Genomic DNA, 19966 nt, shown 5'->3' on the forward strand with positions numbered 1-19966 from the left:
TATAGTCATTCGCACCCTGAGAATTACACTTTGAAGTGATTCAGGGTATGCGCTTACTGGTTACGAATATTGAGCGAGAATCATGCGATGATCGCCGCTTTTCTTTCGAGCCAGTAGGTGCTCCACGTTCGCTAACGAATACTCAGGGCATGCAGATAACTGCTGGCTATATTTCTTTCGAAGAGCGTGGAATGCATACCAATCCCCGATAAAAAGGAGTTGGTGATGACTGAGACTAATCAATTTGCTGCGCACGTTGGTCTGGACTGGGCAGATAAAAAGCACGATGTCTGTGTTCAGTTTAAAAACGGTGAACGCACATTCCATGTGATTGAACATACGCCGGAAGCGCTTGATGTCTGGCTTACCGAGTTACACCAGAAGGTAAAAGGCAGGATCGCTATCGCCGTTGAGCTGAAGAAAGGTCCCGTGGTGTATGCTCTTCAGAAATATCCATTTATCACCGTTTTCCCCGTCCACGCTTTGTCTCTGGCTCGTTACCGGCAAGCCTTCTCGCCCAGCGGTGCTAAAGATGACCCGCAGGATGCCGAGCTGGCATTAGAGTTAATGCTGCGTTATCCCCAAAAGATAAAAGCCATTGAACCCGACAATGCCGATATCCGGTTACTCCAGCAACTGGTTGAGCAGCGTCGTCAGTTGGTTGAAGATAAGCGCCGTTTTGTGAACCGGCTAATCAACACACTCAAACAGTATTATCCTCAGCCCCTGGAGTGGTTCTCACATCGGGGTAGCTTGCTATTGTGTGAACTGATTATGCGATGGCCCAGTCTGCAACAACTAAAACGAGCCAGGCGAGACACGATCCGCAACTTTCTCAATGCCAAAGGTGGCCGCGCAATGGCCCTTACCGAGCAGCGTGTTGTGAGTATTGATAACGCCATTCCGTTGACGACAGACCCGAGTGTTATAGAGGCTAATGCTTTGATGGCAACAGCACTGGCGACACAAATTAAAGTCGTGAGTGAAATCATCAAAACCTATGACGAACGAATCGAAACGCTGTTTGACACATTGCCAGATTCGGGGCTGTTCAAATCACTTCCGGGCATGGGGCCGTGTTTGGGACCACGAATGCTTGCTGCACTTGGTGATAACCGTGACCGGTTTAACAGCGCTGAAGAAATTCAAAACTACGCAGGTATTGCACCGGTGACAGAACGAAGTGGCCAGAAATCCTGGGTTCACTGGCGATGGCAGTGTGCCAAGTTCGTCCGGCAAACCTTTGTTGAATGGGCTGCCAAGACGGTTAACTCATCATACTGGGCCAGACTTTATTATCGGGGACTGCGAGAAAAAGGAAAATCTCACCAGTCTGCAATCCGGGCTCTGGCCTTCAAATGGATAAGGATCATTTACCGCTGCTGGAAGACCAAGACCCAGTACGATGAAGCGAAGTATTTGCTGGCACTGGAAGCGCGAAAGTCGCCCTTACTGAAGCCATAAAAAAGCTTGTCGAATGTCTCAGGGCGTGAAGCGGACCTAATCAATAGCTCCGCTTGCATAGTTTTCAATTTTTAAACTGCCTCCTCTAGGGTTGCTTTCTTCTTGTTAGAAATCATTTCTTTATATTTAGAGAAAAAAAGCCGGAAAACTCTTCCGGCCGGACATATGCCCAAGTTTCAGTCATTACACATTAGAAGTTGGTGAATCTTTGTCCTTTACCCCATTATTATCTTTTGCCGGGGTTTCTGGTGCATCTGCGTATTTGGTGAATACATACAATGCCACGACAATGAGAAGAACAATGATGGTCTTGCTCAGAACCATTTCCTCACCGAGGGTGAATATGGCGACAACATAGCTAACCAGAGGCATAAGGTTCAGGGTCATTGTCGAGTTTTCCACGCCAATCTGCTTAAAAGAGTAAAGCTGAATCAGATAGCTTCCTCCTGAAATACCCATACCCAGGAAAATCAACAAGCCAAGGAGCAATGGACTGCTAAGGATGATATTAAACTGGGATAAATCAAGACCGAGTGCAAAGACCATCCCAATTCCGGCAATAGCCACAGCAATATATTGGTACAGCATTGAAACCACTGAACCATATTTAATCGCCAGGCTTTCCCGAAGGTATGCTGTCCAGGCAAGGGATAGCATTGAGATGGCGACATAAAGATATCCAAGCCAGGCCGTTCCTCCATGTACTAGATTAGTCGGCCCCACGCTCATAGCATAGATACATATAGCAGAGACGATAAAAGCACCCCATTGCCATTTGTTCATGCGGAAATTCATAAACAACATGCCAAAGAAGACGGTTGCAAAAGGTTGCATCCCCTGCACAACACCGTTTTCGGTAGCGCCGATATGTGTCAGAGAAAGAAAGTTGAAAAGCGAGAAACAACCCTGCCCTACAATCCCACAAAATGCAATTTTAACAATATCTGACTTGTCAATTTTTAATGATGAGCCCAGTTCAGTGTTAAGAGATTTGCTTTTATGTGTACATGTGAAAATAATGATTAATCCAATGACAGCTGTCAGATAACGAAAAAACACCAGTGTCATGGAATCTACAGCCATAGATAGCGGTTTAGATACAACCCCCGTTACCCCCCAGATAACAGCGACTGCCAGTGCAGCAATCCAGCCAGCAATAATATTCTTTTTACCTGTCATAATTAAGTCCATTAATAAAATATTAAAGTAATGACAAGAGTTTATTAGATGATAATAAGCTCAGGCGCGGCTCTTACAGATAACCATTCAGCTCCATTTTCAGTAATGACAATATTTTCTTCATGAACCATTGATTTACCTGGAGCATAAACCATGCCGGGTTCCAGAGTCATAATCATGCCAGGTTTTAGCAGAGTATTATCTGTTGCAGTATTTGAAGGACGTTCCGTCAGTTCCATACCCAGGCCATGTCCGATTCTACCAACGTCGTTACCCAGCGCGCCGTTTGCTTCTAATACTCCCCACATAGCCTGATAAATATCCGAGGTGGTATTACCCGGTCGGGCTGCCTCAAAGCCTTTCGTTGTTGCTTCGTAACAAGCACGATATGCCGCTTTAGTCAGTTCACTGGCATGCCCAAAAGCCCAGTTCCTGTCAAAGTCAGAGAAATATCCATCACGTTTAGCACCGGTATCAATAATCAGGACATCACCTTCCTGAATAACACGGTTTGTTGGCCCCATGATAATACTGTCATATCCATCCGGGCCTGAACCGGCAATAATATAGGGGCATTCATCAGCTCCCTCGAGCAGCATATCGATACGGAACTGTTTACAAATCTCACGCTCGGTCATCCCTGCTCTGGCATATTCCGGCACTTTGCTGAAACCGTGATTGGTAATACGGCATATTTCGCGTACTTTTTCTATCTCAGCAGAGGATTTAATTTGTCGAAGCTCATGTATATCCAGGGAAATATCAACAAACTCTTTCTTAACCGTATTTACCAGTTGATTAAAATTGTTATAAGGCATACGTAAGTGAGACTCAATACCTAATGTTGCCCCCACTCGTCCGTATTTGCATGATAAAGAGTTTAATGTACTGGCTACCAGTGAAATACCGTCATCTTCCGGGCGAGGAGAAGGCCAGGTAATGATGTTGTCAATCCAAGTTTCTGCCATTCCACTTGCGCCGATTTCTGGAATAATGGCAATTGGTTTACCACTGGCTGGAATGATTAAAAACCATGGGCGAGTCGGGCTATGCCAGAACTGTGTCAGGAACCCAGTGAAATAACGAACATTAGGTTCGGTTGTCAGAAAAATAGCATCCAACTGACGTTCACGCATTAACTTTTGAGCCCGAGCCGTTCTGTTTTCAAATTCTGCGTGTGTAAATCCACGAATTAAAGAATCTTTCAACATTATTGTATCCTCAATATGTAGGATTATCATTCCCGATGGGAGCTGATTAATCAGAGTTCAGTCTTGTACTGGCAATTTCCGCGAAGAAAAGGGCTCCTTGTTCAAGAATGTCATCATTAAAATCATATCCTGAGTTATGAAGTGGTAAATAACCTTTACCATCCAACTCAGTTCCATTTCCTATAAATACAAAGCAACCAGGCACCTTTTCCAGAAATGCGCCGAAATCTTCAGAGGTCATCATTGGCATAACATCACCGTTTATAGCATCAGCAGCAAAAATTTTTGATGCCGCTGCGAGCGCATATTTTTTTTGCTCTTCGGTATTAACGGTAGGAGAGAATTCATGCGTATAAATAAATTCGCATTCAGCATCGTTCATCATGCAAATTGAATTGCAGATTTTCCTCATTCTTGTTTCAATCAACTCCTGCACAAGCGGATCATAAGAGCGGGTATCTCCCTTTATTTCCACAAAACCAGGTAGAGTGTTTCGTACGCCATCTGTCTGAATTTCAGTACATGAGATAACTGCTGAGAATGCCGGGTCGAGATTCCTTGAGACTATAGTCTGAAGGGCAAGAATGATTTCAGCAGCGATTACCAGTGGATCACGACCCATATGGGGTCTTGCGGCATGGGCACCTTTAGAATGGATACGAATGATGAAATTATCTTCACTGGCCATGATCCCGCCCGTTCGTGTGGCAAATGAACCAGCAGGCATCCCAGGCATGTTGTGTACCCCGTAGATTTCGTCCATCGGGAAACGGTCAAACAAGCCAGCCGCAATCATCTCTTTCGCGCCATGTCCGTTCTCTTCATCCGGCTGAAAAATGAGATACACTGTTCCGTTAAAATCATAATCTGTCTTTAACAGCTTCGCTGCACCAAGCAACATGCTGGTATGGCCATCGTGACCGCAGGCATGCATCTTTCCCTCAAATGTCGAGGAATACGGCAAGCCCGTAGTTTCTCTAATACTCAGGGCATCCATGTCAGCACGAAGACCAATGGACTTTTTACCTTCTCCTTTGCGGATCACGCCAACCAGTCCGTTTCTGCCGATATTACGATGTACTTCAATTCCAAGATTTGACAACGTGGAGGCAACAAATTCCTCGGTTTCGTCAATATCAAATCCGGTTCCTGGAATCGAATGAAGATGATGTCTCCACTCTACTAGTTTGCCCACGAATTCCTGATTACTCATTATTACCCCTTAAATCAATGCATTAGCATTTCATAAAATGGTTATCAGCTGGATCTTAAGATGGAAAGAGAGTATGTCTCACGCCATCATGGTTCCCTTTATTTAACCGAAAGTATTCAACAACCCCCCGTTTAAATGCAATACTCACAATAGATTTAAGTTCAGTTTTGTGATCCGTATTGTATAACCGAAAACCACAAAATAACATAAGACATTGATTTTAATAATATTAAATTTTTATTTTATTTTTTTAGTCAACATATGTTTACCTTATATTTACGTGAAGGCTCCAAAGTAGTATCATCTTGTGGTGCAAAAAAGTTAACTAAGAGGTGGCGCATGGTGATGCAGGACGAAGTTGAAAGATACAAAGTCAGCTTCACGACAAAAGACCGCGAAATCCTGACATTGTATTTCAGGCTTGCAGAAATGGTTGCGGATTTAGTTGGCCCTCATTGTGAAGTCGTGATCCATTCACTGGAAAGTCTGGATAAGTCAGTTGTTAAAATAGTGAATGGTCATCATACAGGCAGAAAAGAAGGCTCCCCTATCACTGATATGGGGCTGAAAATGCTTCGGCTTTTTCTCCAGACCGGGGAAGTCAATTCTAGGAGTTACTTTACACGTAATAACAAAGGCGAGATGTTAAAGTCCACTACATGTGTTCTAGCCGGTGATAATAATAAGCCTGTAGGTTTATTCTGTGTAAATATGAATCTTTCAGCTCCATTCCCTGACATAATCAGAACGCTAATGCCCGATATGGCAGTAGCATTACCTATGAATGAAAACTTTGGCTCAAATGTCCATGATGTTGTGGAAAAATCGACAGATACCATTATAAATCAGGTATATAAAGACAGTTCTGTCAATCCTAAAGCCCGCAATAAAGCTGTAGTTTATCAGCTTTATGAAAATGGTATTTTTGAATTTAAAGAAGCGACATCAATAGTTTCGGAAAAATTGGGTATTTCGAAACATGCTATTTATAAATACCTCAGAGAATTCAAGTCTGAAATAAATGAAAAGGAGTGAACATGAAAAAACAAATTTCTACGGAACAGGCACCAGCAGCAATTGGCCCTTATTCTCAGGCCATTCAACTGGGTGATATGATCTTTACATCCGGGCAATTACCGCTGGACCCGGTGACGATGGCATTCCCTAAGGGCGGAATTAAAGAACAGACAATTCAATCTCTGAAGAATATCCAGTCCATACTGGAAAAAAGTGGTTCATCAATGAGTAATGTCGTGAAAACGACCTGTTTCTTGGCTGACATGGCCCACTTCGCCGAATTTAATCAGGTATATGAGGAGTTTTTTGGCACTGAATGCGCACCTGCCCGTTCCTGCGTACAGGCAGCTAAACTGCCAAAAGATGCACTGGTTGAAGTGGAAGTCATTGCATTCACTACAAAAGCATCCTGACAGTTGACCCTAGTGATCCACCCTGACTTAAGGGAATAATATGATTAAGTTACAGTCTAACCCTTTCTATAAAGGTTTAACTAGCCAGCTTTTTACAGACGGAATAGCCGCTGAAGTTCTGGCTTTTCATGAGAAAATTAATGGATATGATGCAACACCACTGGTTTCCCTGAAAAAACTGGCATCGCATATTGGTGTAAAGAATATCTTTGTTAAAGACGAATCTAAACGTTTCGGCCTTAACGCTTTTAAGGTACTCGGTGGATCCTACGCGCTGGGTAAACTCCTGGCTGAAAAATTAGATGTTCCCATTACCGAACTCGATTTTAAAACTGTCGGAACACTTTTGCCGGAACCGCTGACATTCACAACAGCGACAGCTGGCAACCATGGTACGGGTGTGGCATGGGCAGCCCGGGAATTGGGCCAAAAGGCAGTTGTATTTATGCCTAAAGGTTCAGCTCAGGCGAGTGTGGACAGGATCAAAAGTTTGGGCGCTGCCTGTATTGTCACAGATGTGAATTACGATGACACCGTACGCCTGGCCAGTATGGAAGCGGATAGCAAAGGCTGGACGCTTGTTCAGGATACTGCCTGGAAAGGTTATGTAAAAATCCCTTCATGGATTTCCCAGGGCTATATGACCATGGCAAAAGAGGCCTTTGATCAATTAGCTACCCGTGGCGAAGGGAAACCAACTCACGTTTTCTTACAGGCGGGTGTTGGTGCGATGGCAGGAGGCATACTGGGATACTGTGCCGACGTGCTGGGCCCCCGCAATTTTACCAGTATCATTGCCGAACCAGCCGCTGCAGATTGTCTTTTCCGTTCAGTTTCCACTGACGACGGGCATAGGGTGGCAGTTACAGGTTCATTAAACTCTATTATGGCCGGGTTAGCCTGTGGTGAGGTTAATCCTGTCACCTGGGACATCCTCCGCGATACAGGCAATTTTTATATAAGTGCTGATGATAGTATTGCAGCTGCAGGTATGCGTGTTCTTGGGAATCCGTTGTCAGGAGATACGGGGATTATCAGTGGGGAATCCGGAGCCCTGAATATGGGGGTGCTTTATTATCTCATGACATCCGCAGAGCCTAAGATACAGCAATACAGAGCACAGATCGGACTGACTGAGGAATCCGAGATCCTGATATTCAGTACTGAAGGAGACACTAACCCTGCCCGGTACCGCTCGATTGTATGGGATGGAATGCTTCCACTATGATATGTGGCCAGGAAGGTTACTTCCTGGCCACATAAATACAGAGTTATTATTAAAGAAATTTGTTTTATAGAGTAGATAACAGAACCGTTATTAAATATTCTTAACATCATCTAGTCGTGATTATTTTACCCAGGCCTTGAGTATCCATTCTGGCACCTGCGCAAACTCTCTTACATTATCTGTCACCAGCACGGCACTGCCGGTAATTGGCGTGTCGTTCGGCCAGTTGGTATTGCGGTCATGGCCAATGCAGTCTTTAGCTCTGTAGTGACATCAACCGCCGCCCGGTCCTAGACCGGCACAGGGTCAGCGGATGCAGGCGGGGCTGAATAAAAGTGAAAGGTTAAAAGTTGGCATAACATACAATAATTTTTGATATCCAAACTGTTCACTAACATAAATTTGAGGAATATGGGCATTATTCAATGTCCGCTCCTGGCACATTGAAGACATTACGATGGGCGATTTTTCCCCTCACGCGTGTGCGTAAATATTAAAATTTTTTCTAGAAAAGAAAAACTTACTTCCCAGAACAGGTTTTAATAAAACCTGAACTGAACGAACGAAGTGAGTGAAGTTCACCTCGAACGAAGTGAGAGGTTGTCTTTTCAGATAATACTCTCCCAGGGAGGTGAGTACAAAATTTCCTCACCAACCTGGTCGTTACATAACCTGAAAAGTTATGACCTAAGTCTACTGCCAGCTTAGGCTTGGGAAGTTATGGATGACAGCACCCCAGAACCGAGATCTTCCCACACTTTATGAAGGGGAGTACTGGATTCAACCTCTCGAAACACTCCAGACTCGACAATCATAAAGTGACCCTTCTCTCTGCCCACTTTGGTTCCCCCTTCCCCAACCCCTAAACGGTGCCGGTTCTACGCTGGTAGTGAGCTTTTTTAAACCTGACGCCAGTGACGCTATCCCCCACCCATCAGGTCGAGCTGCCGGAATCAATCCGGAAAGCGGGTAGATTTTATCACTGGCGATCTGTGTTTTAAATGGTAAGTACTTACCGATTATCTCGATTGATTATTTTCTCGACCATGAAGCTGGACGTTCAGGGCAAACACCTCATTGATGAGTTCCCCTAACAGCTGCTCCACCAGCTCTTTGTGCTCGCCTGAATGAAGACATTTGAGCGACCATTCGTAGAGACTGAAAGCCTTATCGCGATCTTTCATCATGTCACGCACTTTGGCCAGAAAATCGCTCTCAACGAGCGCTACGACGTTCGTCGGGTATACCATGATAGTTTTCCTTACTGTGGTTCATAAAATCGATTCTAGAGCGTATGGAGAGGGGTTCCAGTGGGTTCTGGAGGTGTAAAACGGTCTGGGAGTTGTTTGGAAATCACGTCTTAAAAAGCCTGCGTCTGTATATATTAATAATTAGTACTTAGTTATTTATATATACGGAAGCAGGTTCTCAAACTAACTCCCAGACTGGTGTTTACGCTGCCTTTTTACGTGGTCTCTTCTTCCTGACAACATTGGCAGGATCATAACCACCCAGCTTTTTCATCACCGCCAGCGGTATCTTGCTGATGGTGTGCCCAGCTTCCTGACAGTAGCCACGGAAGATAAGCAACATGCTGCCACCAGGGTTGATGTTCACCTCCACCAGCCCAAGTTCAACATCTGGCTCAACGAACGCCACGCGGCCGCCAGACAAGATGACGGTTTCGTTGGCGCATTCAGCCGCACGCTCGTACCACTGCGTATCGAGGGATTGTGGTATCAGCATGACCGTCGTCACTCCACGCGCCTGCTCGCGAATGGCTGCGTCTATCCAGGGGGTGATTTTGGAGTAGGGCGGGTTAAGGAACGCCACAGTGCCAGGTTCTCCCCAGCTGCACTTGAGCGCATCACGCTCAACACCGATAAAGTTCGGCAGGAGAGCATTATCTTTGTTGCAGGCGACGTCCACATCGAACTTTACGCCTATGTAACGTTGGATGGCGACAAACAACCACTGCGGTGTGCGCCAAAGGTCGCGAAGAGAGGCATCACGCTCTCGCTTTTTGATTTTTTCGGCTGCGATCATTACTTTGCTCTGATAGGTAAATACTTACCTATTTTTTCATTTAATCCAACGGATAGCAAACAAAGAAGAACGCGCCAGATTCGCAAACGGGAAGCTCTCTGGCGCGTTTTATCGATGCTGGGTATGCAATGAGCTTACCCAGCGTCCTAAAGCTCTCAGGGGGCTTTAGATCGGGTAGGGGAACATCATCCAATGGAATACTCCGCTATGAATTTTTTGACGATCGGCGACTCTTTATTAAGGGTTAGATTTCCACCTTCCCTGGTGGCGATGCCAGTGGCTGGAAAGACAGCCATCATCTGGCCAGCCTGAGTCGAAGCCGTGTTGAGCGGATATGGTTTCTCCGGGTTGCTCATTAGCGCCAGCTTAATGCTATTGCTGGTCGCCGTGTTCGCGTCAAGGATATGGCGCATTGCGATCACCGTGTAGACGCTGATTTCCGGCCCACCACTAAACCAGTTCAAAAGGTTTAAGATCTTGTCTTTCGCTTTGACTGGCGCCCCTTCGAATGCGGCAGTAAAACTCTCACTTTCCAGACCGGCTGTCGCATAGAACGATTCGTCCTTACCTTCCAGCGTGAAGCGAGGTTTGGCCGGCGCACGCTCTGATTTTGCTTTCTGGCGTTTTGGCTGCTCTTCTTCAGGTTTAGGCTCTGACTCCACTGAAGGTAAAGGAGTTGGATCTGCACCGGTAGTCTCAGTATTTCTAGCGTCAAGCTCAGGCGCTGGCTCGCTCACTATCTCCGCAATAAGGTCACGCTCTGGTTCCTCGACCTTCACCGATTCGTGCTCAATCTCCAGCTCTTCCAGAACGCTACTCAGATCGCCGGTAGAGCTGGCATTCATGACTTCATCCGCCACCGCCTCGACTGGTTTTGCGATTGCATCATCCAGACCAGAGAGAAGATCGTCGATCTCGTCGACACCGCTCATTTTCACAGCTTTCTGAACTGGTTCGTCGAGAGATTGCAGCATTGCAGTCAGTTCATCCAGGTCATCGTTTTTTACAGTGTTTGCATCTGCATTCATTTTTAACTCCTTATGTTTTTGTTGGTGCGTTTCCGCGTTTTGGTTGAGCGTATTTTGTCAAAACCTATCAGGCGGAAAAGTCATAATTACAGGCAGTTAGAAGAACTGAAGGCAAAGAAAAAGCGCCATCAGGCGCTTTCGAATGGGAGTTTGAAGAAGCCGTATTTCTCTCGGGCTTTGAAGAAACACTGCATCATCAGGTCAGTATCGTAGAGAGCACTGTGGGCCTTCTCACGGTCGTAAGTGAACCCAAGTGAGAACGCCAGCTCTTCCAGGCGCGGACGCTTCCCGTCCTCGGTAGCCCACAAGCCATCTAGCATTGAGTCAACCAGAGGGATATCTGGCAATTTCACCCCATAGCTACCGAACTCGTGGCGAATGAACGGAAGGTCAAAAGCCTCTCCGTTATGGGCGACTAACGCACTACATGCGCCCATGTACGCAGCAATCTTGCCTGCGTGGTCAGCCAGTAGCGGTTCCGTCGCCAGATCTTCCAGTGAAATGCCATGCACCGCCTGCGCCTTCGGATCGATACTGCGACGCGGGTTGAAGCGCATCTCAAGGCTGTCGATGTGCTTCTGGGTTTCCAGTTCATAACGGGTTATCGCGATTTCGATAATTTTGTGGCCGGATGTGAAGTCCAGCCCTGTGGACTCAATATCGACGCCACCGACAATCGTGGTCATTGGTACTCCTTACAGCTTCTTCGCGCCTTTCAGCAGTGCGCCACGCACAAACTGAGCAGCCTTTTTCAGTGCGTCCTCGCCACTTTCGCAGACGACCGGCTCGCGCCATTCGCCCGTTGATGTGTTGAGGATCTGGATTTGGTTGGTCTCCAGGCAAACGGACACGTACAGAACCGTACCGCCTGAGAGTTTGAGGTGCATAGGAAACAGAGGGCGCTTGGTGCCGCCATTGAACTGCGACATCGCCACATTGATGGCTTCGCCAACCTCTTCCCCAACAAGCCCTTGAACGGACTCAAACACTGCGCGGATAGCCAGACGTGCTTCACGTTCACTCATCAAAGAGCGGGATTGTTCGTCAGCAATGCGGATCAGTGCTTCAATCGCTTTACGATCTAATTCATCCGAGAGGGGAAGTTCGTCTATCATTCTGTTTTTCCTCGATTCATTTCGCGTGTCTTATTGTCACACTGCCCAACAGGGGAGCAACATTCAGTGGAAGGTCACTCGTCCTGTTATACGGCGCTCGATGTTTTCAGCGGCTCTGTCCAGCACTCGCAATACCGATCTGGCTCGCGCTTCAACCGTGCGGCACTTTTCAGAGATAACGAACACCTGCAGATCGCCGGTTTGGGGAAGTGTGTTGATTTTCGTCAGCTCACCGCACATAAGTGCGTCGATGCGAGCAACATAGAGACGGTCAAGCGATCCTCGCTGGGGACGCGCGAGATCTTTGCTGGAAAGCTCAACGCCCGGGCGAAGACCCGCGATAGCATTGAAGTTGGAAATGGCCGCTTTGTGGCAAAACTGCTCAATGTCGAGAGCCAGCTCAATGCAGCGGTCTTCGTTGGTCTGGCCGACAAGGTCAAGCGTATAAGCCATGACATCGGCCGGCGTGCGGTCAATGACAAAGCCTTCAACGCCGCGGGTGATCATCTCGATGTGTCTGGCAATCTCCATCTGAACCTGAAGACGTTCGTAAAGGGGCAAACGCTCGCCAACCTTCACCCCCAGACTGCTCATCAGCTTGCCAACGCCGGCATCCACATACGGAATGCCATAATGCGCATCGATGTACCTTGCCAGGGTTGTTTTTCCACTGCCCTGTGCGCCAGTGATTCCAATCCGGTAATCCATTACGACCTTCTGTATACGATCTGCAAAAAGCCAGGCTCATCCTCATTTGCACGTTGGGTATAAGCCGTTTCGACTGGTACGAACCCTAAAGAACGCATCATTGGCGCCGGGAAGAACGCATCCGCGCCCGGCACATCCACGCCAATATGCGACAGCCAGATCTCTTCTACGTGTGGCATAAAGAGCGAGTAAATCTGCCCGCCACCAATCACCCAGACCGGATCTGGCAGTCTCAAAACGTCATCGATGCCAGCGGGGTAGAACCCATTGGGGATATAGCCACGAGAGTGCGTCAAAACAAGGTTATGGCGCTCTGGCAGCGGGCGCTTGAGACTTTCCATCGTCTTACGTCCCATCACGACAGTGGCGTTTTTGGTGAGTTGTTTGAACAGTTTCAGATCGGTCGGGCAACGCCAGGGAAGTTCGTTGCCAATGCCGATTTCATAGTTGCGGCCGACAGCTGCAATCATCTTCATTGGCTTACCTCATAGATGGTTGGTCGCTGGTGAGAATCTGCCAGCGCAGAACGCAGACGCGGATCATGAACCAGTGCGGCGATAAGTAAGTCGCCTTTGTGCTCTGCCAGCGTGCGCTTGATATGGGTTTCAAAACTGACACCGCGCGGAACCAGGTGGAGCCAGTCATAATCAATGCCGAAGTCCTTCAGCCAGCGTTTGGTTGGGCCTTCGAGCGCTTCCGGACGACTACTGATAAGCACCACTTCAGCACCGGAGCGAGCAAAACCACGCAACATGCGGCTGGTGGGAAAGATGAGTTCATCACCGGCAATGAGAGCACCTGCATCCGCATCAGGCACTGCTTTGCGATGGCTGGCTCTCGCCAGCACACCTTCAATTTCACACAACACATACATCCCTCTGGCCATATCACACCGCCACTGGAACCTTGATCCACGGAAGAGGGCTGTAGCCGCACACCTGCACACCTTCCCACTTGAAGTCGTCCAGTTCGGCCCATTCATGCGGGAAAATGACAACCGGGTCGGACTCTTTGGGCGGCTCGCGCTTCATCAGTTCCTCAACGCCTTCCATGTGGTTGTCGTAGAGGTGAACGTCAAAGCCAAAATGCACGAATGCGCCAGCCATGTGGCCGGTGATCTTCGCGAGGAAGTGGGTGAGAATGCCGTAACCGGCGATGTTGAACGGCATACCAACAAAGGTATCGACGCTGCGCTGCACCAGGCATGAGTTCAGGATGCGTTTCGGGATGCCCAGCTCGTCCAGCAGGTTCTCCGTAATGCCGCCATCTCTTTCCAGAAGACACAACATCTGGGTGTAAATGGACTCGTGGCCGTGGCGGTTGTGCTGAATGCCAATGTCGGTGGCCATCGTCAGTCGGGTCTCAAAGTCCAGCTCGCGACTCCACAGTGAAAACACGAAATGGCATGGCGGCAGCTTCATATCTTCCAGTTCGCCAACATTCCAGGCATTCAGCAGGATGCGACGATCTGTCGGGTTGGTGCGAAGCGTGTGAACGATACGCTGTAGCTGGTCGATTTCACGGGACAACACAACGCGATCTTCACTTACGCCCAGATACCCCTCGACCTTGTACCCGCGCTCACGGAACGTGTCGATTTTGCGCAGATACTCGTTATGGCTCACGATGCGAGTGTCTTCCCACCGACGCCATTGCTTGCCATAGACCGGGCCTAAATCGCCATTTTCATCGGCCCAGGCATCCCAGATTTTGACGCCATTGTCTTTCAGGAACTGGATGTTGCCTGTTCCTTTGAGATACCACTCCAGCTCAACCAGTAACGGCTTCAGATTGACGGCTTTTCCGGAGATAAGTGGAACAGAGCCGCCCGTCAGCATGTAGTAGGAAGGGACATATGAAACACTTTTTGTGCCGGTTCCGGTGCGATCACCCGCGTGAACGCCAGTGTTGAGCACCGTTTCAACCACTTTGGCATACGAACCACTGGCAAACTGACCGTTCGTAAAGTCTCGATTCAGTAGGATAGACAAAATCAACCTCACACAAGATAAGTAAGTACATACATATTATTTTATACAAGTTTATCTGTCAGATGTGTGTAAGGCTAGGAGGGGAGTAAAAAAAATGGTGGCTCTTCGGCCACCATTGCAATGAGCAATTAAGAACTTGGACAATAAAACACGCCCGGGCAATATATAATGATAAGTACTCACTTACAATTATTTTTTACCATCTCGTAAAGAGATGAGGACTTCGCCTTCTCAACAAAGCAAGTCAGATCCACATCGCTGTAGGTCGGGGATTTGAGGATCTTGCCATCAGAAATTCTGAAGCCAATCATCATGTCAGTCCCTTCAGCATGGCGGAAGCCCAGGTCTTCCTTGTCGTATTTGCAATTCTCTACCGCCACACGACGCTCTTCGGCGTCAGCCGGCCACAGCTTGGTCATGTTGGAACGGTGGATTTCTGCCACCAGCTCAACAATATCGATACCGAGAAAATCAGCCAGGCGGTAGGTCATCATGCAGGCAACGTAGATTTTGTTCATCACGCGGCGCAGCTCCTGCACCAATTCGGAATCGCTTATCGGCTTCGCTTCGAGTTTGTCAGCCAGTGCATTTAGCATTAATGCAGCTTCTTTTGCTTCTTCAAACGGGATGGCCATATCGTCAAAGACCGTGTTGCCCGGAACTATGATGGTGTGGATGAAGCGATCAACACTCTGCTCTTGGGTGTAGTAGCTCATGCCCGTAGAGATTCCGCCTTTGATGGCCACCATTGTGCCGACGCCCACGTAAAGGAAGTCAGCCATCGCGTCCAGCAGTGCCGTCATATCCCCATTTTTGGCTGCCGGGATCCCCTCGGTAACAGCTTCTTCGTGGATCAGCTTGGCACGCAGACGCAGTAATGCCGGATCTGGAATGGCACGGCGTGGGTGCTGAAACAGTGTGTGGAACTGGTCAACCATCAGGTAGATGCTTTCCGTTGCCTTGCCAAAACCAGGATTCAACTCGTAAGGCTCTGGCTTAAATCCCACGAGTTTGTCTGCGGCAAGTTTCAGATGATCGGTCAGTTTCGTAAATTTCATGTCTTCTTTCTTTCCTTTGGACTTCATTTGATACGTCAATTGTGACCCAGCAGCGCCAGGCCACAAAGTGGTTAAACTCGGCTTAAAGGTCTGCGAACTGGCTCAGGCCGGAGCGATCGACAGCGGAGTCAATCTGGCCAACGAGGTAGTTGCTTTGTTCAGCTTCCTGCGGAGCGATCTGCAGGGTGTCTGACAGCAGCCATTTGTTCATCCATACCAGTGGATCGTCTTTGATTTCCGGGAACAGCGGTCGCAGCCCAAGACGACGCATTGCCAGGTTGGTGCGGTATTTCACATAGCTTTTGAGGATGTCGGCATTCAAGCCAATCATTGAGCCGTCTTTAAACAGATAGTCAGCCCAGCGCATTTCCTGGCCGGCCACGTCCATCATGGTCTGATAGATGAAACTCTCTTCTTCTGCGGCAATCATCTTCCACATCAGACCTTCACGACCGGTACGCATAAAGCGGATCATGCGTTCAGTACCTTCGCAATGCAGAGCCTCGTCGCGCGCGATGAAGCGCATGATCTTCGTGTTGCCCTCCAGCAGCTTCCGCTCACCAAAGGCGAACGTACACGCAAAGCTCACGTAGAAGCGAATCGCCTCCAGTGCATTCACCGACACCAGTGTTCGGAACAGCTGGCGCTGGAGAGGGTAGGGCTTGCCATCAAACTCGCTGACATACAGCCGTTCAAATTCGTCTTCGCCAAGATGCTGGCGAGCGCAGGTCATTTCGTACAGTCGGTCATATTCGCTTGAGATGCTTACAGCCCGGCTGATAATCTCTTCGTCCGTGACGATGCCGTCGAAAACGATGCTCGGGTCATCCACCATACCGCGGATAATGTGCGTGTAGCTGCGGCTGTGAATCGTCTCAGAGAACGACCAGGTCTCGACCCATGTCTCCAGCTCAGGAATGGAGATCAGCGGCAGTAGTGTTGCGTTTGGACTGCGACCCTGAACGGAATCCAACAGCGTCTGGTAACGCAGGTTGCTCAGAAAAATATGGCGTTCGTGCTCTTGCAGCTTGGTATTGAAGTCGATGCGGTCAGTGGTAATGTCGACTTCTTCAGGGCGCCAGAAGAACGAGAGTTGTTTCTCAATCAGCTTTTCGAAGTCACGGTACTTTTGCTGATCGTAGCGTGCTACGTTGACAGACTGGCCGAGGAACATAGGTTCCTTCGTTGCGTCGTTAGCGCCCAAACGGAAAGTAGAATAAGTCATGTGTTTCCCTCTGAATGTTATCGAGTGGCTTTAAACAAATTGTTATCTTATTGGTTTAAATAAGGTGCTCAACTCAATGAAAAGGTGGGGATTTCTCCCCACGCTCATCAGATTTTGCACGCGCCATCGCACTCATCTTCTGGCTCAACAACCTCCGCAGCGGAAGGTTCTAACACCTGATCGTCGTCATCACGCTTACCAGCGCCATCACGCGTGTTGTGGTAATAAAGCGTCTTCACACCTTGCTGATACGCAAACAGCAGATCCTCCAGCAGCTTCATCATTGGAACCTTGTCGCCAGGGAAGCGAGTCGGGTCGTAGTTGGTGTTCGCAGAGATGGCCTGATCGAAGAACTTCTGAATGATGGCCACCTTAGTCAGATAGCCGCGGTTGTCCGGCATATCCCACAGGTACTCGTACTGGTCTTTCAGTTGCGCGAAGTCCGGAACGACCATCTTCACGATGCCGTCTTTGGAAGACTTCACGGACACCGGGCCGCGGGGCGGCTCAATACCATTGGTGGAGTTGGTGATCTGGCTGGACGTCTCACACGGCATTTGAGCGGTCAGAGTGGAGTTACGCAGACCATGCTCACGGATACGGCCACGCAGTTCTTCCCACGGCATTTTCAGCTCGAAAGAGGTCTCCGGGTTGGTATCCAGCGTTTTGCGATAGTGGTCGACTGGCAGCTGGCCCTGTGCATATTTGGTGTGGGAGAACCAGTCACATGCACCTTTCGCTTCGGCCAGTCGGCAGCTCGCATCGAGCAGGTAGTACTGAATGGCTTCGAAGGTCTCATGCACCAGCTGGTTGCCCGCAGTGTCAGAGTAGTTAAAGCCGTTCTTCGCCAGATAATAGGCAAAGTTGGTCACGCCAATACCCAGACTACGACGTGCTTTAGCCGGGATTTCTGCAGCAGCCATCGGGTAGTCCTGATAGTCGAGCAGAGAGTCCAGTGCCGCCACAGCGTAGAACGCCACGTCTTTCAGTGAGTCCAACGTGCGGATCGCGCCCAGGTTAAACGCAGACAGAGTGCAAAGCGCGATTTCCCCGTTCGGATCGTCAGTGAACGCCAGTGGCTTGGTCGGTAGCGTGATCTCCATGCAGAGATTGGACTGGTGTACCGGTGCAATTTCCGGAACGAATGCGCCGTGATCGTTCATGTGGTCGACGTTGGCAATGTAAACACGACCAGTAGAGGCACGCTCCTGCATCAGCGTAGAGAACAGGTCGACGGCCGGGATAGATTTCTTACGGATGCTCTCGTCGGCTTCGTACTTCAGGTACAGCTCTTCGAACTTGTCCTGATCAACAAAGAACGCGTCGTACAGGCCCGGCACATCGTGTGGGCTGAACAGCGTAATGTTTTCGTTGCGCACCAGGCGGCGATACATCAGACGGTTAATCATCACGCCATAGTCGAGATGACGAACGCGGTTCTCTTCAATGCCACGGTTGTTTTTCAGCACCAGCAGGCTTTCTACTTCCAAGTGCCAGATCGGATAGAATGCTGTAGCAGCGCCGCCGCGAACACCGCCCTGAGAGCAGGATTTCACCGCCGTCTGGAAGTGTTTCAGGAATGGAATAACGCCAGTGTGGGTGGCCTCGCCATTGCGGATCTCACTTCCCAGCGCACGCAGACGCCCAAAGCCAATACCAATGCCCGCGCGACGTGACACGTAGTCGATGATTGCGGAAGACGCAGCGCTAATCCCTTTCAGACTATCAGCAGCTTCAATCAGCACGCAGCTGGAGAACTGGCGAGTAGGGGTGCGCACGCCGGCCATAATTGGCGTTGGCAGAGACAGCTTGAATGTACTGGTCACATCGTAGAAGCCTTTAACCATCTCAAGACGCGTCTTACCGGCGCAGCCATCTTCCCAATTCTGGAACAGGCACATGCCTACCAGCATGTAGAGTTGCTGTGGCCCTTCGTAGATAGCGCCAGTTACACGGTTTTGAACGAGATACTTGCTCGCCAGCTGCACGGTGGCGGCATAGCCGAAGTATTCGTCGCGCTTAGGCTTGATGTACACGCCCAGCTCGGCAATTTCTTCCTGAGAGTAGTACTTGAGAAGGTCTTCATCGTAAACGCCACGGCTGACGTTGCTGACGATGTGATTGTAGAAGTTCGGGTAGTCATACTGCCCGAAGGCGTCCTTGCGGATCTTGAACAGGCTCAGTCGCGCGGCAACCTGCGAGTAGTTCGGGGTTTCCGGAGAGATCAGATCGGCAGCGGACTTCACCAGCGCTTCATGCAGCTGGCAGGTGGTCATTCCGTCAAAAATGCTGGCAGCGGCGCCCATAGCGACAGCAGACGCGCTAACGTTGCGAATGTTTTCGACTCCCCACATCACAACGCGGTTGTATTTTTCCTCTGACAACGGCTCTGTGGAACCGTTACGTTTTACGATGCTTATCATGTATCACCCAATAAAAAAGGCCACTAAATATAGTGGCCTCATGTTAATAGATAAGCACTTACCTATCAATTACCGACTTATAAAATTCCAGCAAGAACATCGCGAACCTGGCGGAATTGATCAGTTTGCATACCGGTGTAAATCGACGCGACAGCGTCCGCAAGGTGCTCGTTTTTATTCACCAGCACTTCCTTGCCAGATTGCTTCCGGCGCAACCACGGGGCGTTTGGCTGCTTCTGCGTAGCCCACTGAATGATCTCTTCCTTCGACGTGGTCAGCTTATTCCCAACATAGTGCTTAATCTCGTTTGGCGTGACCTGTATCAGTGGCTTATCCACGCACGCCAGTACGCCAATGCAGATACCGTATGAGGTTTGTGCGCGACTGGACTGGCTACCAACCGGCAACTCGCAAAACACCATATGGGCCTGTTCGATTATGGGCTTGGCTGTACGCCAGATTTCGTTGGCGCGGCGCAGATCGTCGCTGTTTACGCGAACGGTCTTCTTGTTGCCGCCTGCTTTGGTTTCCACTAACGTCAGGCCATGAATATCCAGCTTATCCGTTTCCAGATCCAGCGTGCCGATCGCCAGACCAAAGTTGCTCATTGAAGGGTCGACGCCGACCACACGAATGGTTTTACTCAT

The 19966-nt window shown here is 48.9% G+C and carries 20 protein-coding genes; 4 read left to right on the forward strand and 16 right to left on the reverse strand.

Annotation, left to right across the window (positions count from 1 at the left end):
* Window positions 1-225: 225 nt before the first annotated feature.
* Complete coding sequence (locus OGV65_RS03960; RefSeq protein ID WP_012291449.1) at window positions 226-1464, forward strand: IS110 family RNA-guided transposase; 1239 nt, start codon at window positions 226-228, stop codon at window positions 1462-1464.
* 183 nt (window positions 1465-1647) lie between these two features.
* On the opposite strand, the gene OGV65_RS03965 is transcribed toward OGV65_RS03960, so the two are convergent.
* The 3 genes from OGV65_RS03965 to OGV65_RS03975 are packed head-to-tail and all read right to left on the reverse strand — an operon-like array spanning window position 1648 to window position 5067.
* The gene (locus OGV65_RS03965) at window positions 1648-2643 is read right to left on the reverse strand and encodes a DMT family transporter (RefSeq protein WP_286454627.1); all 996 of its coding nucleotides are present in this window, start codon (window positions 2641-2643) and stop codon (window positions 1648-1650) included.
* A 44-nt stretch (window positions 2644-2687) separates the two neighbouring features.
* Entirely contained in the window at window positions 2688-3854 is a 1167-nt protein-coding gene (locus tag OGV65_RS03970; RefSeq protein ID WP_286454628.1) for a M24 family metallopeptidase, read from the reverse strand.
* Window positions 3855-3900: 46 nt separating this feature from the next.
* Window positions 3901-5067 (reverse strand): M20 aminoacylase family protein, encoded by a 1167-nt coding sequence (locus tag OGV65_RS03975; protein WP_286454629.1) that lies wholly within the window; start codon window positions 5065-5067, stop codon window positions 3901-3903.
* Window positions 5068-5412: 345 nt separating this feature from the next.
* On the opposite strand from OGV65_RS03975, the gene OGV65_RS03980 reads away from it, so the two are divergent.
* The 3 genes from OGV65_RS03980 to dpaL are packed head-to-tail and all read left to right on the forward strand — an operon-like array spanning window position 5413 to window position 7725.
* Window positions 5413-6102 (forward strand): helix-turn-helix transcriptional regulator, encoded by a 690-nt coding sequence (locus OGV65_RS03980; RefSeq protein WP_227636689.1) that lies wholly within the window; start codon window positions 5413-5415, stop codon window positions 6100-6102.
* Window positions 6103-6104: 2 nt separating this feature from the next.
* Entirely contained in the window at window positions 6105-6497 is a 393-nt protein-coding gene (locus OGV65_RS03985; RefSeq protein ID WP_201435179.1) for a RidA family protein, read from the forward strand.
* Window positions 6498-6537: 40 nt separating this feature from the next.
* Window positions 6538-7725 (forward strand): diaminopropionate ammonia-lyase, encoded by a 1188-nt coding sequence (dpaL, locus tag OGV65_RS03990; protein ID WP_286454630.1) that lies wholly within the window; start codon window positions 6538-6540, stop codon window positions 7723-7725.
* Between the two features lie 1019 nt (window positions 7726-8744).
* Here the strand turns inward: dpaL and OGV65_RS03995 are convergent.
* The 13 genes from OGV65_RS03995 to OGV65_RS04055 all read right to left on the reverse strand — a co-directional run bounded on the left by OGV65_RS03995 (window position 8745) and on the right by OGV65_RS04055 (window position 19966).
* Entirely contained in the window at window positions 8745-8975 is a 231-nt protein-coding gene (locus OGV65_RS03995) for a hypothetical protein (RefSeq protein ID WP_286454631.1), read from the reverse strand.
* A gap of 202 nt (window positions 8976-9177) precedes the next feature.
* Window positions 9178-9771, reverse strand: a complete 594-nt coding sequence (locus tag OGV65_RS04000) for a phage N-6-adenine-methyltransferase (RefSeq protein ID WP_004109976.1) — start codon at window positions 9769-9771, stop codon at window positions 9178-9180.
* Window positions 9772-9956: 185 nt separating this feature from the next.
* Entirely contained in the window at window positions 9957-10799 is an 843-nt protein-coding gene (locus OGV65_RS04005; RefSeq protein ID WP_286454632.1) for a hypothetical protein, read from the reverse strand.
* Between the two features lie 128 nt (window positions 10800-10927).
* A complete protein-coding gene (locus tag OGV65_RS04010; RefSeq protein ID WP_000208226.1) occupies window positions 10928-11485 on the reverse strand; it encodes a 3'-5' exonuclease in 558 nt (185 codons plus the stop codon).
* A gap of 9 nt (window positions 11486-11494) precedes the next feature.
* Window positions 11495-11914 carry a hypothetical protein gene (locus tag OGV65_RS04015; RefSeq protein WP_004109992.1) on the reverse strand — a complete coding sequence of 140 codons (420 nt, stop codon included), beginning with the start codon at window positions 11912-11914 and terminating at the stop codon, window positions 11495-11497.
* Between the two features lie 63 nt (window positions 11915-11977).
* Window positions 11978-12622 carry an AAA family ATPase gene (locus OGV65_RS04020; RefSeq protein WP_000386471.1) on the reverse strand — a complete coding sequence of 215 codons (645 nt, stop codon included), beginning with the start codon at window positions 12620-12622 and terminating at the stop codon, window positions 11978-11980.
* A complete protein-coding gene (gene dfrA51 / locus OGV65_RS04025; RefSeq protein ID WP_286454633.1) occupies window positions 12622-13098 on the reverse strand; it encodes a trimethoprim-resistant dihydrofolate reductase DfrA51 in 477 nt (158 codons plus the stop codon). The genes OGV65_RS04020 and dfrA51 overlap by 1 nt, the downstream gene beginning before the upstream one ends.
* Window positions 13095-13490, reverse strand: coding sequence for an HAD family hydrolase (locus OGV65_RS04030; protein ID WP_160956520.1), 396 nt, complete (start codon window positions 13488-13490; stop codon window positions 13095-13097). Before OGV65_RS04030 ends, dfrA51 begins: the two co-directional genes overlap by 4 nt.
* A gap of 19 nt (window positions 13491-13509) precedes the next feature.
* Complete coding sequence (locus OGV65_RS04035; protein ID WP_286454634.1) at window positions 13510-14613, reverse strand: thymidylate synthase; 1104 nt, start codon at window positions 14611-14613, stop codon at window positions 13510-13512.
* Window positions 14614-14792: 179 nt separating this feature from the next.
* Entirely contained in the window at window positions 14793-15671 is an 879-nt protein-coding gene (locus OGV65_RS04040; protein ID WP_286454635.1) for a pyrophosphohydrolase domain-containing protein, read from the reverse strand.
* A gap of 82 nt (window positions 15672-15753) precedes the next feature.
* Window positions 15754-16896, reverse strand: coding sequence for a class Ia ribonucleoside-diphosphate reductase subunit beta (gene nrdB / locus OGV65_RS04045; RefSeq protein ID WP_002231164.1), 1143 nt, complete (start codon window positions 16894-16896; stop codon window positions 15754-15756).
* 107 nt (window positions 16897-17003) lie between these two features.
* Complete coding sequence (gene nrdA / locus OGV65_RS04050; protein WP_168979028.1) at window positions 17004-19319, reverse strand: class 1a ribonucleoside-diphosphate reductase subunit alpha; 2316 nt, start codon at window positions 19317-19319, stop codon at window positions 17004-17006.
* Window positions 19320-19396: 77 nt separating this feature from the next.
* Window positions 19397-19966 carry a RuvC family protein gene (locus tag OGV65_RS04055; RefSeq protein WP_002214145.1) on the reverse strand — a complete coding sequence of 190 codons (570 nt, stop codon included), beginning with the start codon at window positions 19964-19966 and terminating at the stop codon, window positions 19397-19399.

Source organism: Citrobacter sp. Cb004, from assembly GCF_030337065.1.
GTDB lineage: Bacteria > Pseudomonadota > Gammaproteobacteria > Enterobacterales > Enterobacteriaceae > Citrobacter > Citrobacter braakii.

Bases quoted from the DNA above. Each gene is read 5' to 3' on its own strand.
- OGV65_RS04055 (WP_002214145.1), bottom strand. From the start codon at position 19,966: ATGAGTAAAACCATTCGTGTGGTCGGCGTCGACCCTTCAATGAGCAAC.
- OGV65_RS03985 (WP_201435179.1), top strand. From the start codon at position 6,105: ATGAAAAAACAAATTTCTACGGAACAGGCACCAGCAGCAATTGGCCCT.
- OGV65_RS04040 (WP_286454635.1), bottom strand. From the start codon at position 15,671: ATGAAATTTACGAAACTGACCGATCATCTGAAACTTGCCGCAGACAAA.
- OGV65_RS04010 (WP_000208226.1), bottom strand. From the start codon at position 11,485: ATGACCACGATTGTCGGTGGCGTCGATATTGAGTCCACAGGGCTGGAC.
- OGV65_RS03970 (WP_286454628.1), bottom strand. From the start codon at position 3,854: ATGTTGAAAGATTCTTTAATTCGTGGATTTACACACGCAGAATTTGAA.
- OGV65_RS03975 (WP_286454629.1), bottom strand. From the start codon at position 5,067: ATGAGTAATCAGGAATTCGTGGGCAAACTAGTAGAGTGGAGACATCAT.
- OGV65_RS03960 (WP_012291449.1), top strand. From the start codon at position 226: ATGACTGAGACTAATCAATTTGCTGCGCACGTTGGTCTGGACTGGGCA.
- OGV65_RS04015 (WP_004109992.1), bottom strand. From the start codon at position 11,914: ATGATAGACGAACTTCCCCTCTCGGATGAATTAGATCGTAAAGCGATT.
- OGV65_RS03965 (WP_286454627.1), bottom strand. From the start codon at position 2,643: ATGACAGGTAAAAAGAATATTATTGCTGGCTGGATTGCTGCACTGGCA.
- dfrA51 (WP_286454633.1), bottom strand. From the start codon at position 13,098: ATGAAGATGATTGCAGCTGTCGGCCGCAACTATGAAATCGGCATTGGC.
- dpaL (WP_286454630.1), top strand. From the start codon at position 6,538: ATGATTAAGTTACAGTCTAACCCTTTCTATAAAGGTTTAACTAGCCAG.
- OGV65_RS03980 (WP_227636689.1), top strand. From the start codon at position 5,413: ATGCAGGACGAAGTTGAAAGATACAAAGTCAGCTTCACGACAAAAGAC.
- nrdA (WP_168979028.1), bottom strand. From the start codon at position 19,319: ATGATAAGCATCGTAAAACGTAACGGTTCCACAGAGCCGTTGTCAGAG.
- nrdB (WP_002231164.1), bottom strand. From the start codon at position 16,896: ATGACTTATTCTACTTTCCGTTTGGGCGCTAACGACGCAACGAAGGAA.
- OGV65_RS04020 (WP_000386471.1), bottom strand. From the start codon at position 12,622: ATGGATTACCGGATTGGAATCACTGGCGCACAGGGCAGTGGAAAAACA.
- OGV65_RS04000 (WP_004109976.1), bottom strand. From the start codon at position 9,771: ATGATCGCAGCCGAAAAAATCAAAAAGCGAGAGCGTGATGCCTCTCTT.
- OGV65_RS04005 (WP_286454632.1), bottom strand. From the start codon at position 10,799: ATGAATGCAGATGCAAACACTGTAAAAAACGATGACCTGGATGAACTG.
- OGV65_RS03995 (WP_286454631.1), bottom strand. From the start codon at position 8,975: ATGGTATACCCGACGAACGTCGTAGCGCTCGTTGAGAGCGATTTTCTG.